Origin of the sequence: Acinetobacter calcoaceticus (genome assembly GCF_051947995.1) — a bacterium.
Lineage (GTDB): Bacteria > Pseudomonadota > Gammaproteobacteria > Pseudomonadales > Moraxellaceae > Acinetobacter.
Map to the genome: position 1 here is coordinate 19,087 of NZ_JBLVVH010000016.1, position 14,932 is coordinate 34,018.

Sequence of the window (14,932 nt, forward strand, 5' to 3'; positions counted from 1 at the left end):
CATAACAACAGGCATTCACATGTCTTTTCAACTCGATCCTGAGCAAGCTGAGCATATAAAAAACCTGTTTCAACGGGCGGATAGCCTGATCATTAGTGCAGGTGCAGGCATGGGTGTCGATTCTGGTCTACCCGACTTTCGCGGCAATCAGGGCATGTGGCAAGCTTATCCTGAACTCGGTAAGCAGCGTCTCGATTTTACTGAAATTGCCAATCCAGCCGCGTTTCAATGGCAGCCCCGTCTGGCTTGGGGATTTTATGGACATCGCCTGGCTCTTTATCGGCACACCCGCCCCCATCAAGGCTTTCATCTCCTCAGAAGTTTGGCTGAACAGTTGCAACTGCCCTATTTTGTATTTACGTCCAATGTAGACGGACAATTTCAAAAAGCAGGCTTTGATCCACAATACATTTATGAATGTCATGGCTCTATTCACCATCTGCAATGCCTTGCAGCCTGTGAATCCGATATCTGGTCGGCAGATGAATTAACACCAGAAATTGATCATCAGCATTGCCAATGGCAAGGACAACTGCCACGCTGCCCGCACTGTGACCATCTGGCACGTCCAAATATCCTGATGTTTAATGATGATACGTGGCTCAGCCAGCGTCAAAAACAACAGATGCATCGTCTCACGACTTTTTTAGAAGACCATCATCAACCTGTTGTCATCGAACTGGGCGCAGGTACGGCGATACCAACCGTGCGTTATTTTAGCGAGTGTTTTGCTCCTCACCTGATTCGAATTAATCCCAGAGAATTTGCATTACCTTCAACAGGTGGTGTTGCCCTTCCCACCTGTGCTGAACAAGGCGCGCGCAGTATTTATCAGATTTTTATAGAATAACTCAGCAGAAAAAAAGAAAATAATTCTCATTCCAGATTAAAAATATTCACGCTTTATCCTTATTTCACTTTTATACTAGCTGCAGTTTCTTACTTTTGACCTGTTGCCATGCCAAAAACAACCACTAAAAAAATCCAGCCTCGTAAACTCATCCTGATTGCGCTCGCTGTGCTGATCATCGCTGCACTCGGATGGATGTTCTTTAAGCCTAAAGCTCAAGCACCACAATATATCAGTGCCGAAGTTTCTCGCGGAGATATTGAAGACTCGGTATTGGCAACGGGTGTACTCGAAGCCACCAAGATGGTGAGCGTGGGTGCACAGGTATCAGGTCAGGTAAAAAAGATGTATGTCCAGTTGGGTGATCAGGTTAAACAAGGTCAGCTGATTGCACAAATTGATTCGATTCGCCAGGAAAATGAAAAGAAAACTGCCGAAGCCAACATCAAAAACCAACAGGCACAACTGGCCGTACAACAGGCCAATCTGGCCAAAGTCGAAGCCGAATATAAGCGTCAACAGGCTATGTACAGTCAAGATGCAACCTCTCGTGCTGAACTGGAAGCGGCTTTGGCAAACTTTAAAACGGCGCAAGCTCAAATTGCATCGATCAATGCACAGATTGAACAGTCTCGCTTAACCCTCGCAACCGCCAAAGAAGATTTAGGCTATACCCGTATTGTGGCGCCGATGGACGGGACCATTGTGGCGATCGTGACTGAAGAAGGCCAGACCGTAAACGCCAATCAAACCGCACCAACCATTGTGAAACTGGCAAAGCTCGATACCATGACCATTAAGGCACAGATTTCCGAGGCCGATGTCATGAAGGTTGAAAAAGGCCAAACCGTTTATTTCACGACTCTAGGTAACAGCGACAAGAAACATTACGCAAAATTACGTCAGGTTGAACCAGCACCAAACTCGATCAATACCGAAACCACCAGCAGTAACAGCTCATCGACTTCGAATGCAGCGGTGTACTACAACGCATTATTTGATGTACCGAATGAAGATGGCAAACTTCGTATTGATATGACGGCTCAGGTTTACATCGTGCTTGCTGATGCCAAAAATGCCTTAACCATTCCAGCCGCAGCGATCCAGACTCAACGCGGTAATCGTAGTGCCAAGGGGGGTCAAGGTAATCGATCAGCAGAACAGTCGAAAAAAACCGATGCTGACAAAACGCAACGTCCAAAACGCTTAGAGCTGAGTGAAGAAGAAAAAGCACTCGTTGCACAAGGTAAAGCCTCTACCGGTATGGTTCGTGTGTTACAGGCCGATGGTACAGCTCAACCACAACCTGTGTTGATCGGTTTAAACAACCGTGTCACTGCACAAGTACTGAAAGGCTTGAAACAAGGCGATCAGGTGGTGATTGCCGATGCCTCTGATAACTCCAATGAAGGCGCAAAACGTAGCAACCAACGTGCAATGAGAATGTAATATGACTCAACATCAAACACATTCATCACAGCCATTGCTTGAGGTCAGCAACCTCACCCGTGAGTTTCCTGCGGGTGAAGGTACTGTGCAGATCCTGAAAGGCATCAACCTCAAGATTTATGCAGGTGAACTGGTTGCAATTGTCGGGCAGTCCGGTTCAGGTAAGTCGACCCTCATGAATATTCTGGGCTGTCTCGATAAACCTACCGCAGGCAGCTATCAGGTCAACGGTCGTGAAACACGCCAGCTAGAGCCAGATGAACTGGCCCAATTACGCCGTGAATATTTTGGTTTTATTTTCCAGCGCTATCATTTACTGGGCGATTTAAGTGCCTCAGGTAACGTTGAAGTTCCTGCCATTTATGCAGGCGTCGACAGTCATCTGCGGCAGCAACGTTCTGCCCAGTTATTATCAGAACTGGGACTGGAAGAGCGTTTACACCATCGACCAAGCCAGCTTTCAGGCGGTCAACAGCAACGTGTCTCTATCGCCCGTGCCTTAATGAACGGCGGTGATGTGATTCTGGCCGATGAACCGACAGGCGCACTGGATAAAAACAGTGGTATTGAGGTAATGCGCATTTTGCGTGAGCTAAATGCCAAAGGTCATACCATTATTCTGGTTACACACGATCTGAATGTGGCGAAAAATGCGACCCGTATCATCGAGATTAGTGACGGTAATATTATTTCAGACCGTGCCAATGTGCCGGAACATGCCGATCAAGATTTAGAACATCAGACCCTGCAACGGACCCCACAGAAGAAAACTTCAGCCTGGCGTTCTTTCTTTGACCGTCTCGGTGAGGCATTCCGTATGGCTTTACTTGCCATGAATGCGCACCGGATGCGAACCTTCCTGACCATGCTCGGGATCATTATCGGGATTGCCTCCGTGGTCTCGGTCGTGGCACTGGGTAACGGCTCACAAAAGCAAATTCTGGAAAATATCAGCAGTCTCGGGACCAATACCATCACCGTCTATCAAGGACGTGGTTTTGGTGATAACTCGCGGACCTCACAAGCCAAAACGCTGGTACCTGCCGATGCCGAAGCCTTGGCTGAACAGCCCTATGTCGATGGGGTCAGCCCATCAGCCAATACCAGTCTGACACTGCGTTATAAAGATACTGAAGCTGCGGCGACTGTAAATGGCGTCAGCTCGGATTTCTTCTATGTCCGCGGTATGACCTTTAAATCAGGCCAGCCTTTTGATAAGGCCAGCGTAACCCAACGTGCGCAAGATGTGGTGATTGATACCAACACGGAAAAAACCTTCTTTGCCGATGGCACCAACCCTGTCGGTCAGGTGCTGTTATTGGGCAGTGTACCCAGCCGTATTATTGGGGTGATTGATGCACAACAAGGCTTTATGGGAAATTCAGACAGCCTGAACGTGTATCTGCCCTACTCGACGGTGATGAGCCGTATGCTGGGTCAATCCAATGTGCGTAGCATCATTGTGCGCATTAAAGACGAATATCCAAGTAGTGCTGCCGAAAATGCAATCCTGACCTTGCTGGAACAGCGTCACGGCGCACAGGATGTATTTACCCAGAACTCGGACAGTATTCGTGAAACCATCCAGCAAACCACAGCCACCATGACCTTACTGATTTCAGCGATTGCGGTCATTTCTTTGGTAGTGGGTGGTATTGGCGTGATGAATATTATGCTGGTTTCTGTGACCGAACGGACTCAAGAAATCGGGGTACGTATGGCGGTCGGTGCGCGACAAAGCGATATTTTGCAGCAATTCCTGATCGAGGCAATTCTGGTGTGTTTATTGGGTGGTATCCTGGGTGTACTGCTCTCTTTAGGGATTGGACAGATTATTGGTCACTTTGCCAAAGGCGTGATTGAAATGAGTTATTCAACCACCTCGATTGTGGCAGCGTTTGTCTGCTCAAGTCTGATTGGTATTGTATTTGGCTTCTTGCCAGCACGAAATGCGGCACAACTCGACCCGGTTGCGGCTTTAGCGAGAGAGTAAGGAATTTGAGTATGTCTTTTCAATTCACAAAATTAGGACTTGCACTGGTTCTTACCGGTTCCCTAGCAGGCTGTTCTGCAGTCGTCAAAACACCCTATAACGCACCAACGGTCCAAGTACCACAACAGTTCCAGTACGATGCACAAAAAAATAAACAGGTGAATCTGACCGATCAATGGTGGACCCTATTTAATGACGCCCAGTTAAATCAACTGGTCGATCAGGTTCTGGCGAGAAACAGTGATTTAAGCGTGGCAGGCATCACCTTGAAACAGGCTCGCTTACAGGCAGATTTGACTGCAAATAAACAAGGCCTTCGTACCAGCTCTACCGTTTCCACCGGTCATAGTTATAACCTAAATTCAGGCGATGGTTCTGATCGTGGTTTATCCACCAGTGCGGGGGTCAGCTATGAACTTGATTTATTTGGCAAGCTGGCCAGCCAAACCGAAGCCAGCCGCTGGGAAGCTTTAGCCACTGAACAAGACTTGCAAGCCACTGCTCAAAGCTTGGTTGGAACAACAGCCAAACTATATTGGCAATTGGGCTATCTGAATGAGCGCTATCAAACTATTCAGCAAAATTTGGCCTCAACCCAAAAAACCTATTCATTAGTGCAGTCGCAATATAAGGCGGGTGCCGTGTCTGGTCTGGATCTGACTCAGGCAGAGCAATCGGTACAAAGCCAGAAAGCCAGCCTAAGCCAGATTGAACAACAACGTGTTGAAACCCTTACTGCCCTTGCGGTTTTACTGCATGAGCCTGTACAACAATTGAATATCAAGGAACCTGCACAATTACCGCGCAATGCTTTGCCAAGTATCGCGGTAGGCTTACCAGCCGATATTTTATCGCGCCGTCCAGATTTGCAGGCCTCTGAATTACGTTTGCGTAAAACCTTAGCCACCAAAGATGCCACTAAAGCCAGCTACTATCCGTCGATTAACCTGACCGGAAGTCTCGGCTCTACCAGTACCTCATTGACCCAATTATTAAAGAACCCTGCTTTAACTTTGGGTGCGAGCTTAAGTCTGCCTTTCCTGCAATATAACGATATGAAGAAAGATATTGCGATCAGTGATCTTGAGTATGAAAAGGCCATCACTCAATATCGCCAAACGCTGTATCAGGCCTTTGCCGATGTGGAAAATGCCTTATCCAATCGGACTCAACTGAATCAGCAAGTTCAACTGCAACAACGCAATGTCGAGCTGGCTGATAAAACTGAGCGCTTGACCGAAGTGCGTTATCGCAATGGTGCAATTGCCCTAAAGAACTTGCTGGATGCGCAGGAAACCACACGCAATGCACGGCTCAGCTTGGTTGAAACCAAGCAGAATCAATACAATGCCTATGTGACCTTGATGCAAGCATTGGGTGGCAGCCCTGTAAAAGAACTACCAAAACAATAGTCCTAGCGCTATTGTTTTGTTCTTTTATTATTCTTTCACCAGCTCTGGATTATTCTGGATCTGGTGAATACGTTTAATCTTGTCCTGATCATCAAAAACAACTTCATAAGAAAGTTTCTGACCATTGAAATACATCTCGGTTGGAGAGCCAATCACTTCCCATAGACCAATGGTGGCAATATCTGCAGTCGTGTGCCAGAGCGTACGGCTGATTCTGGCTGCTTTTGAGTAGCCTTGCTGGAAGGTATAAATCTCTTTACGTTCACCATTTACGGTTTCTGATGTAACTGGTGCACCAAATTCAGAAATCACATAATTTCGATGTTTCCCTACCTCCAAAACCGCCATATTCTTTTTATGTGGCTGGTTACTTGCCATCACTGCAGCACAACCTTGAAGTGAAAGAAGAGTGACTAATCCTAAAACAACAGCTATTTTCTTCACGCTTTTTGACCTACCCCTAAAGCTAAAAAATAATATGTTTATCGACATTCTATTTAGAATTTTCGATTAAACAAAAACCCGCATTAATTAGCATATAAAGGATGGGATGACAAATAATTTACTATTTTTTATATATTGCTAATTCCTAAATTGACCATAAAATCAAAAAATTATTAAATAATGTTTTCCATCGTTTTTGTATTGACGTAGATATTGCATATTTTATATGCTCATAAAAAGACACCGAAATTAAGATAAAAAATCCAATTACTTATAATGCTTTTATTTTGGTTATGCGGCAAATTTACCGTGTAACTGTAGTTAGAAATCACAGGGAGATAAATATGCAAATAACCACTACTCTGACTCTTACAACAACAGAGAAAGACGAAATATCTGCAATATTAGGTTGCGACGTTGCCGATCTAAATACTCGTCTTAATTCGTGCCTTGCTGCCTCTATCCAAGAATATTTAGCCATGTTTCGTGGGCAGAAGGTATTTAAACGTGGGAGCGATTTGCTTGAATATCGGTTGCTACTGCTCATCGAAACGGCATTCAATGGTGCAATCCCCGATGAACGTACAGTCAGTAGCTTATTTCAAACAACATTGACAGAGAGTAGATCGCTTATCCGATCAGTGATTTCAAAGTATCAGTATCAATTAAAGCCGCACATCGAAAGAACTCTTAGTTCATCACTATTGGCGGCTACTCGGGAGAATAATACTCAAGATTATACTGTAGTTATTAATAGCCAAAACGTAGTCGATGAATTGAATAAGACTCTTGCTGATATTGATGGTAGTCTTGCCCCTGTTGGAAAGAAAAGAGGAAGTGTATCTACTTATGAAATATCACCTTCTTCCTATAATCATCTTTGTACTAAGTTTAACGTGACGCCAAATCCGTGATTCCTATGAGCGATTTACTTTCAGCATCAAGCTTGCTCATGGCAATTTCGGCAATTCTATTTAGTCTTTGGTATGGAGATATTTCGAAGTCCATCGAAATATCACCTAAGAGCCATAGCGAAGATAACGTGGCAGCCAAACAATTAGTGACCACCACTATTTTAACTAAAGCCTTACCAGTAGCGATAATGACACTTTCAGTAGCGCTTATTTTTCTGCCGGACGCTATTAAAATCATCAAAGAATCATTCTTAATTTATTCTTCGCGTGAGAATGCTCTCTATAGATACGATGCTGTCCAAACGGCGTACTGCTTCGTAACTATATTATCTATTGCACTTGCCGGTTACATGTTTGTGTTGGTTTTTAAATTATTTTTATTGAGAAGAAAACTAAGTTAACGGTTTCTAACAAGTTGCTGCTCACAGATAAATTAATCTCTGCGTTCGGAATTAATCAGTGAGCGAAGAGTTATAATTTTGAATTGCCTTATATCCTTAAAAAACAAAGCCGCTATAAAAGCGGCTTTATCAAATAATTTAGAGCAATCTAATTATTCATCATCCATCATTGACTGGCTCATACCAACAGTATTAAAGCCGCCATCAACATACATGATTTCACCCGTAATACCCGAAGCCCACGGCGAACAAAGGAATAATGCTGCATTGCCCACTTCTTCAATGGTCACATTACGCTTGAGTGGCGCAATTTTTTCATTGGCATCTAACATTTTACGGAAAGACTTGATGCCTGAAGCGGCCAAAGTACGGATTGGGCCTGCAGAAATTGCATTCACACGAATACCATCTACACCCAAGCTTGATGCTAAATAACGAACACCTGCCTCAAGTGATGCTTTCGCCATCCCCATCACGTTATAGTTCGGCATCACACGCTCAGAACCCTGATAAGTCAAAGTCAATAAACAACCTTGGCGCGCTTGCAATAATGGTTTAGCCGCACGCGCCATCGCGATAAAGCTATAGGCACTAATGTCATGTGCAATTTTAAAACCGTCACGGTCGGTTACGTCAGTAAAGTCACCATCAAGCGTATGCGCTGGCGCAAAACCAATTGAATGCACCACACCATCCAGACCATCCCAGTGTTTTGCCAACTCGACAAAGGCATTGTCAATTTCTGCGTCAACAGCAACATCACAAGGGAAAACCAAAGTTGAACCAAACTGTGCAGCGAAGTCATCGACACGTTTTTTCAGCTTTTCATTTGGATAAGTAAACGCAAGCTCCGCACCTTCACGGTGTAAGGCTGCAGCAATACCGTAAGCAATCGATAATTTACTTGCAATACCGGCAATTAAAAAACGTTTACCAGCTAAAAGTCCTTGTGACATCTTATTCTCACTCGAAAAATTTTCACCACATGATGCCAAGATTCCAGCGCTTGCGGAATTGCATAATCCATCTTTTTTACAATCTTGCATAAAAAAATCGCCTTCATTTTGAAGACGATTTGTATTTTCACTAAAATCAGAACTTAATCATCACCGCGAAGCAGACTCAATAAACGCAGGAATGAGTAATACATCCACACCAGTGTCGCCAATAAGGCAATGGCACAGATCCATTCAAATGCTTTGGGTGCACGTTGTGCAGCCGCCGTTTCAATCAGGTCAAAGTCCAGAATCAGGTTTAATGAGGCAATTACTGCAACAAAAGCAGCAAAACCGATTCCCAACCAGTTACTTTCAAAGATATAAGGAATGCTCGAACCAAAGGCCAAACGCAAAATGATCTGCACCACAAATACCAAGGCAATCGCAATCGATGCCGAAATCACAACCGCCTTAAACTTTTCAGTGGCACGAATGATCTGAAATTTATATAAGGCAAACAGCACCAAAGTGGTGACGAAGGTTGCCAATAAAGCCTGTAACGGAACACCTGGATATTTCAACTGGAAAATAAACGATACACCACCTAGAAAAGCCCCTTCAAACAAGGCATAAGGAATCGCTAAAGCTGGTGCGGTATTGCTTTTAAATGTGGTCACCAGTGCCAGAATGAAACCACCAATTGCACCAATAATCGTTGCAGCGTAGGCAACCGACAAATTCGCGGTCATCGCACAGTAGAAAAATAAACCCATCCCTAAAACAGCAGCAATCGCTGTTAACAGTACAGATTTTTGAATCGCACCCTGAATAGTCATTGGCGTAGCCAAATCTTGATAGGTTTCTACCCGCGTTAAAATGGGGTTAGTACTTTGCATGTACGCTCTCTTTTTTATAGTTTGCTATTAAAACCCGAGTTTAAGCGATTTTTTGATCAAGCCCAAATATTTTTAGCGCATTAAAAAAGGAGCCTAAGCTCCTTGTATGTATCACTCAATCATCGATTACTTTTCGTGATTCATGATAAAAAAGTATTCGCGGTAGTATTTTAATTCTGCGATCGAATCACGGATGTCATCCATTGCCAAATGCGACGCATTTTTCTTTAAACCGCTCATAATCTCGGGTCTCCAGCGTTTCGCCAGTTCTTTTACCGAAGATACGTCCAGATTACGATAATGGAAGAATTGTTCCAGTTCAGGCATCAAACGATGCAGGAAACGGCGGTCTTGGCAAATGGAGTTACCGCACATCGGTGAAGATTTTGGATTGACCCATTTTTTTAAAAATTCGAGGGTTTGCTGTTCCGCATCCTGCGCAGTCAGTTTACTACGGCGCACACGTTCAATCAGGCCAGACTGACCATGTTGCTTGGTATTCCACTCATCCATTGCATTTAGAATCAGATCAGATTGATGTACCGCTAAAACAGGCCCTTCAGCCAAGATATTTAAATGATCATCTGTAATAATTGTTGCAATTTCAATGATCTTGTCATTATCGGTATCAAGACCGGTCATTTCCAGATCGATCCAAATTAATCGTGTATCAGGGGTGCTGCTCATGGATGGCAATTCTAAAGTGCTTAAAAACATCAATAGTAGCAAATTAATTACATCTTGGCTGTAATTCTATAGCGGCTTCATGCTATTTTTGCGATCTTCAAAGTGTGGATTTTTTGGGATATGAATGGCTTTAATTCGTAAGCGTCGTTTAACCGAACAACAGCAGCGTCGTATTGAGAAACAGCATAAATCGCGTCAGGACGACATTGACACGTCACAAGATTTAGATGGACTGGTTGTTCAGCATTATGGTCGTCAACTCGAAGTACAAGCCTTGTCTGTGCCTGAACAGCATCCTGAAAAACCACAAGTGGCCGAGGGTGAGCCGGAACCGTTCTGGAAACCGATTGAACTGGACAGCATCTGGCGTTGTCACACCCGTACCAACCTAGAACTGTTGGTCACAGGTGACCGGGTGAAATGGCAAGCTGATCCGATTACAGGTTTGGGTATTATCACTGCGATTTATCCAAGACAATCTTTACTGACCCGCCCCGACCGTTATCACAAGGTCAAACCGGTTGCTGCCAATATCAGCCTGATCGTGATTGTCTTTGCGCCTTTACCCGAGCCCGCACCGACCTTGATCGACCGCTATCTGGTGGCCTGTGCCGATGCCAATATTCCAGCGCTGCTGGTGCTGAATAAATCGGACTTGCTGACTGAACATGATCCGATTCTCACCTTGCTTAGTGAATATGAAGCCCTAGGCTATGAAACCCTGATTTGTCAGTCACGTGGTGACCTGTCGGCATTATCTGCACGTTTGGACAATGAAACTGTTGCGTTCGTTGGACAGTCTGGCGTCGGTAAAAGCTCATTGATCAATACCATCGTTCCTGATGCGGAACAGAAAACCAATGTGATTTCAGAAAACTCGGCTCTCGGTCAACACACCACCACTTCGACTCGTTTGATCAAATTTGGAACAAACGGCGCACTCATTGATTCTCCCGGAATCCGTGAATTTGGGCTATGGCACCTCAGTCTGGAAAAGGTACGTACCGGTTTTCCCGAGATTGAAACACATCTGGGACTTTGCCAGTTCCGGAATTGCACCCATACTCATGAGAAAAATTGCGCACTGAAACAAGCGGTTGAAGCAGGTGAAATTTTACCAAGACGCCTGGACAGTTATCTGCGTTTAATGGATGAAATTCAGGAAGCGCAGCAAAAAAGTTAATTTTGTTGGGCTTTTCCCCTTGAACTAACATTTTTGATCACCATAGAGATAAGTTATACTCAGGATCAATTTTGTATTTTAATTTTAGGTGACTTGTGGAACGCTGGTTAGAGTTTATGGGGAATCACCCCTTCTTGTTTGGTACGCTCGGCGTGTTAATCGTGTTGTTCTTTATTTTGGAAGGACAACGCAATGGTCGTAAAATTTCACCACAATCACTCGGTATCTTGGTCAAGGCAAAAAATGCCATCTTGATCGACTTACGTGATGGTAAAGATTTCCGCGATGGTCACATCAGCGGTAGCCGTAACATTCCATATAGCCAGATCACCAGTCATGTTGATGAATTAAAAGCAAGTGATCGTCCATTGGTCTTCATTTGTAACTTAGGGCAAGTTGCTGGTTCAGCACTACAAAAAGTAGGTCACGCTGACAGCTACCGTCTAGACGGTGGGATTAGCAACTGGAAAGCGCAAGGCTTACCTTTAGTTAAAAGCAAAACCAAAGCTTAAGGAGAGATAACATGACAACACCAAACGTCACCATCTATTCAACCCTTTCTTGCCCGTACTGTGTCCGTGCAAAACAATTACTTGAGCGTAAAGGTGTTGCTTTTAAAGAAATTAATCTTTCCAATGAAGCACCAGAAGTTCGTATTGAATTGATGCAACGTACCAATCATCGTACAGTGCCACAAATTTTTATTAAAGATCAGTTTATCGGTGGTTTTGATCAACTTTATGCTTTAGAGCGTGAAGGTAAACTCGACCAATTATTGGCTTAACAGCATATCTATTAGCTTAACAACACATCCGAGATTTAAGGAAAAACAATGAGCGAAGAACAAGTTCAACCACAACTCGCGTTAGAACGTATTTATACCAAAGACATTTCTTTTGAAGTTCCTGGTGCACAAGTATTTACCAAGCAATGGCAACCAGAACTCAACATCAATTTATCTTCTGCTGCAGAAAAAATTGATCCAACACACTATGAAGTGTCTTTAAAAGTTGTGGTTCAAGCGAACAACGAAAATGAAACTGCGTTCATCGTTGATGTAACTCAATCAGGTATCTTCCTGGTCGATGGTGTTGAAGAAGACCGTCTTCCATACATCTTGGGTGCATACTGCCCGAATATCCTGTTCCCGTTCTTACGCGAAGCGGTCAATGATTTGGTGACAAAGGGTAGCTTCCCGCAATTGCTTCTTACACCAATCAACTTTGATGCTGAATTTGAAGCAAACATGCAACGCCTCCAAGCGGATGCAGACGCGCAAGGTCAAGCATAATTACTGTTACGGTAATAAAAAAGGACTGATTTTTCAGTCCTTTTTTTATGCTTAAGCCACAATGGTTCTAAAGGTCAGATTAATCCGTGCGGTACTGACTTTTTTGGTCGGTGGTAAGCGGTGCAACCAATAACTCTGGGTGGTATCTTTCATCACCAATAAACTGCCATGCTCCAAATAAAGCTCGACTTTTTCTTTGCTCTGTTTATGTTTAAAAGCAAATTTCCGCTCTGCGCCAAAGCTCAAAGACGCAATTGCCCCATCTTTTTTGAGATCCGTTTCCGCATCACTATGCCATGCCATTCCTTCTTCACCACAATGATAAAGATTCAGCAAACAGGAATTAAAGGTCTCACCAGTTAACTCTTCGACTAGTTGTTTTAGTTCAACTAATTCCTGTGTCCACGGCAAGGCATATTTATTCATATTGGAATAGGTATATTCAAAGCGCCGATCTCCATACCACGCCACTTTGCGTTTAGTCGTCAATAATTTTCCAAAGATCAGTGCCTGATCATTTTCCCATGCAATGGTCTGCATTAGTTGATCAAAATAATAATCTGCCGCCGCGGTCTGCAGCACTTTGCCATAGTACTGTACCGTGCCATCATAGGGTAAATAATTCAGTTCAGGATCAGCTTCAATATCAAATAGTTGCATCTTTCCACTTCTTATAGGCTTGCCGCATACAATGTCCACAAGGACGATAGCCTTGTGCTATCGCTTCATCTTCATTCAAGAAAAATACCCGATTGTTTTTCAGCATGCGCTTCCCCGAGGCACAGGTCAACTGGCCATAAATTTTAAGCTGTGCATTGCCTGCAAATACAATCTGTTGCTGTTTCAGTTTCTGATGTAACTCGGTCTGTGTTAATTCAAGATGTCGCCACATCAAACTAACTCACCGCATCATGGAAAATAATCCCGAGGCTATAACGATGACCGTGCAGTACCGGACTGACCCCGTGCTTGATATTGACCCGATAATAGCCCTGACTGCCTTTTTCTGGCTTAAATTGCGTGGTGAAAATCAACAGATCTCCTTGCTGTGGCTGCATCACCATGGCTTTGGATTGAGCTCTCGGGCTTTGTTGGGTAAAGACCAGTTCCCCGCCACTAAAATCCACATTCGGCTGACTCAATACAATCACCAGTTGTAGAGGAAAATACACCTCACCATATAAATCCTGATGAAGTGTATTAAAGCCACCCTGCTCATATTTCAAAATCAGTGGCGTTGCCAGCGTTTGCCCCTGTTGATGACACCGCTGTAAAAACTCAGCATGTGAAGCCGGGAATGTTTGCGCTATCTTCAGAACCCGAAACCATGCATTGGCGATCGGCACCAGATGGGAGTAGACCTCATGGCGTAGCTGTTCAATCAGATTGGGCAACGGATAAGTAAAATATTTATATTCACCTCGACCAAAACGATAACGCTGCATGTCCACCGTTTTACGATACAGCTCCGCTTGTGGATACAACTGTTGCAGCAGCTTGCACTGTTCGGTCGATAATACCTGCTCAATCAAGGCAAATCCCTGATGGTGGATTTGCTCTGTGATCAACTCCCAATCTGCAGCCTGAATCTTATCGATCACCGTCTGGATCTGCTGTTGTTCAGATTGTGGCATGGCTTTGCACACCTTCCCAGCCAATCATCGCTGTTTTCCGCACGCTCCCCCACTCATAGCCGCCAAACAGGCCACTCGACTGAATCACCCGATGACAGGGAATCAGAAATGCCACAGGATTACTGCCTATTGCAGTGCCTACTGCCCGTGCTGCTTTGGGATGTTCAATGGCTCTGGCAAGCTCACCATAAGTGGCCAGCTGTCCCATCGGAATCTTGAGCAGACTTTGCCACACCTTGAGCTGAAACTCGGTGCCCTTCAAATGCAGTTTAATTTCAGCCAATTGCTGCTGGTCTTTTTGAAACAAGGCCAAAGCACTTTGCTGAAAGGCATCAACCTGTTCAATAAAAGCGGCCTGAGGAAATTGCATCTTTAACTGGGCTAACGCTTTTACCCGATCATCGACAAAACTGAGTGCACAAATACCTTTGTGTGTAGATGCAATCAGGACCTCACCAAATAAGGTCTCTGCAAATTGATAGTGGATGGCCAGACTCTGGCCACCATGTTTATATTCGGCCGGCGTCATGCCTTCAATCTGGATAAACAGATCATGCAAGCGACTGGTACTGGACAGGCCTGTGGCAAAGGTGGCATCAAAAATACTGCCCTGTTCCTGTTTCAAAATCCGTTTGGCATGTTCAAGACTAATATACTGTAAAAACTTTTTAGGACTGGTGCCGACCCAATCGGTAAATAAACGCTGAAAATGGGCAGGACTTAAATGAATGTGCGCAGCCACTTCATCCAGTTGTGGTTGTTGCTGAAAGTTCTGCTGGATGTACTGAATCGCTTGGGCAATACGCTCATAATTACGTTGTTGTGAGGACATATCATCAC

At 44.3% G+C, this 14,932-nt stretch carries 18 protein-coding genes; 10 read left to right on the forward strand and 8 right to left on the reverse strand.

The features are described 5' to 3' along the window. Positions 1 to 19: 19 nt before the first annotated feature. The 4 genes from ACNQO6_RS17890 to ACNQO6_RS17905 all read left to right on the forward strand — a co-directional run bounded on the left by ACNQO6_RS17890 (position 20) and on the right by ACNQO6_RS17905 (position 5,704). The gene (locus ACNQO6_RS17890; protein WP_440209835.1) at positions 20 to 850 is read left to right on the forward strand and encodes an SIR2 family NAD-dependent protein deacylase; all 831 of its coding nucleotides are present in this window, start codon (positions 20 to 22) and stop codon (positions 848 to 850) included. A gap of 108 nt (positions 851 to 958) precedes the next feature. Beyond that, positions 959 to 2,299, forward strand: coding sequence for a MacA family efflux pump subunit (locus tag ACNQO6_RS17895; protein ID WP_440209836.1), 1,341 nt, complete (start codon positions 959 to 961; stop codon positions 2,297 to 2,299). Between the two features lies 1 nt (position 2,300). Beyond that, positions 2,301 to 4,292, forward strand: coding sequence for a MacB family efflux pump subunit (locus tag ACNQO6_RS17900; protein WP_440209837.1), 1,992 nt, complete (start codon positions 2,301 to 2,303; stop codon positions 4,290 to 4,292). Between the two features lie 11 nt (positions 4,293 to 4,303). Next, on the forward strand, positions 4,304 to 5,704 hold the full coding sequence (locus ACNQO6_RS17905; RefSeq protein WP_440209838.1) for an efflux transporter outer membrane subunit: 1,401 nt from the start codon (positions 4,304 to 4,306) through the stop codon (positions 5,702 to 5,704). Between the two features lie 27 nt (positions 5,705 to 5,731). On the opposite strand, the gene ACNQO6_RS17910 is transcribed toward ACNQO6_RS17905, so the two are convergent. Beyond that, positions 5,732 to 6,148, reverse strand: coding sequence for a hypothetical protein (locus ACNQO6_RS17910; RefSeq protein ID WP_440209839.1), 417 nt, complete (start codon positions 6,146 to 6,148; stop codon positions 5,732 to 5,734). 344 nt (positions 6,149 to 6,492) lie between these two features. Here ACNQO6_RS17910 and ACNQO6_RS17915 point away from each other — a divergent pair, with 344 nt between their 5' ends. Together ACNQO6_RS17915 and ACNQO6_RS17920 are read left to right on the forward strand one after the other, a co-directional pair. Further along, positions 6,493 to 7,062, forward strand: a complete 570-nt coding sequence (locus ACNQO6_RS17915; protein WP_440209840.1) for a hypothetical protein — start codon at positions 6,493 to 6,495, stop codon at positions 7,060 to 7,062. Positions 7,063 to 7,067: 5 nt separating this feature from the next. After that, complete coding sequence (locus tag ACNQO6_RS17920; RefSeq protein ID WP_440209841.1) at positions 7,068 to 7,463, forward strand: hypothetical protein; 396 nt, start codon at positions 7,068 to 7,070, stop codon at positions 7,461 to 7,463. 152 nt (positions 7,464 to 7,615) lie between these two features. Here the strand turns inward: ACNQO6_RS17920 and ACNQO6_RS17925 are convergent, their stop codons facing one another. From ACNQO6_RS17925 to orn, 3 genes are all read right to left on the reverse strand, one after another. Further along, the gene (locus tag ACNQO6_RS17925) at positions 7,616 to 8,419 is read right to left on the reverse strand and encodes an enoyl-ACP reductase FabI (RefSeq protein ID WP_202741455.1); all 804 of its coding nucleotides are present in this window, start codon (positions 8,417 to 8,419) and stop codon (positions 7,616 to 7,618) included. A gap of 143 nt (positions 8,420 to 8,562) precedes the next feature. Next, positions 8,563 to 9,297 (reverse strand): Bax inhibitor-1/YccA family protein, encoded by a 735-nt coding sequence (locus tag ACNQO6_RS17930; protein WP_262476632.1) that lies wholly within the window; start codon positions 9,295 to 9,297, stop codon positions 8,563 to 8,565. A 126-nt stretch (positions 9,298 to 9,423) separates the two neighbouring features. Next, positions 9,424 to 9,984, reverse strand: a complete 561-nt coding sequence (gene orn / locus ACNQO6_RS17935) for an oligoribonuclease (RefSeq protein WP_440209842.1) — start codon at positions 9,982 to 9,984, stop codon at positions 9,424 to 9,426. Positions 9,985 to 10,108: 124 nt separating this feature from the next. Between orn and rsgA the strand changes: the two genes are divergently transcribed. The 4 genes from rsgA to secB all read left to right on the forward strand — a co-directional run bounded on the left by rsgA (position 10,109) and on the right by secB (position 12,458). Beyond that, entirely contained in the window at positions 10,109 to 11,167 is a 1,059-nt protein-coding gene (gene rsgA, locus ACNQO6_RS17940; RefSeq protein ID WP_440209843.1) for a ribosome small subunit-dependent GTPase A, read from the forward strand. A gap of 95 nt (positions 11,168 to 11,262) precedes the next feature. Next, a complete protein-coding gene (locus ACNQO6_RS17945) occupies positions 11,263 to 11,679 on the forward strand; it encodes a rhodanese-like domain-containing protein (RefSeq protein WP_004655885.1) in 417 nt (138 codons plus the stop codon). Between the two features lie 11 nt (positions 11,680 to 11,690). Further along, the gene (grxC, locus tag ACNQO6_RS17950) at positions 11,691 to 11,951 is read left to right on the forward strand and encodes a glutaredoxin 3 (protein ID WP_004774456.1); all 261 of its coding nucleotides are present in this window, start codon (positions 11,691 to 11,693) and stop codon (positions 11,949 to 11,951) included. 48 nt (positions 11,952 to 11,999) lie between these two features. Then, the gene (secB, locus tag ACNQO6_RS17955) at positions 12,000 to 12,458 is read left to right on the forward strand and encodes a protein-export chaperone SecB (RefSeq protein ID WP_004655889.1); all 459 of its coding nucleotides are present in this window, start codon (positions 12,000 to 12,002) and stop codon (positions 12,456 to 12,458) included. Positions 12,459 to 12,509: 51 nt separating this feature from the next. Here secB and ACNQO6_RS17960 read toward each other — a convergent pair whose 3' ends face one another. The 4 genes from ACNQO6_RS17960 to ACNQO6_RS17975 are packed head-to-tail and all read right to left on the reverse strand — an operon-like array spanning position 12,510 to position 14,924. Next, complete coding sequence (locus ACNQO6_RS17960; RefSeq protein ID WP_440209844.1) at positions 12,510 to 13,118, reverse strand: alpha-ketoglutarate-dependent dioxygenase AlkB family protein; 609 nt, start codon at positions 13,116 to 13,118, stop codon at positions 12,510 to 12,512. Continuing rightward, positions 13,105 to 13,350: an Ada metal-binding domain-containing protein gene (locus ACNQO6_RS17965; protein WP_309346311.1), complete on the reverse strand. Its 246-nt coding sequence runs from the start codon at positions 13,348 to 13,350 to the stop codon at positions 13,105 to 13,107. Before ACNQO6_RS17965 ends, ACNQO6_RS17960 begins: the two co-directional genes overlap by 14 nt. A 4-nt stretch (positions 13,351 to 13,354) precedes the next feature. Next, positions 13,355 to 14,092 carry a 2OG-Fe(II) oxygenase gene (locus tag ACNQO6_RS17970; RefSeq protein WP_440209845.1) on the reverse strand — a complete coding sequence of 246 codons (738 nt, stop codon included), beginning with the start codon at positions 14,090 to 14,092 and terminating at the stop codon, positions 13,355 to 13,357. Next, positions 14,079 to 14,924: a methylated-DNA--[protein]-cysteine S-methyltransferase gene (locus ACNQO6_RS17975; RefSeq protein ID WP_440209846.1), complete on the reverse strand. Its 846-nt coding sequence runs from the start codon at positions 14,922 to 14,924 to the stop codon at positions 14,079 to 14,081. Before ACNQO6_RS17975 ends, ACNQO6_RS17970 begins: the two co-directional genes overlap by 14 nt. Positions 14,925 to 14,932 lie beyond the last annotated feature (8 nt).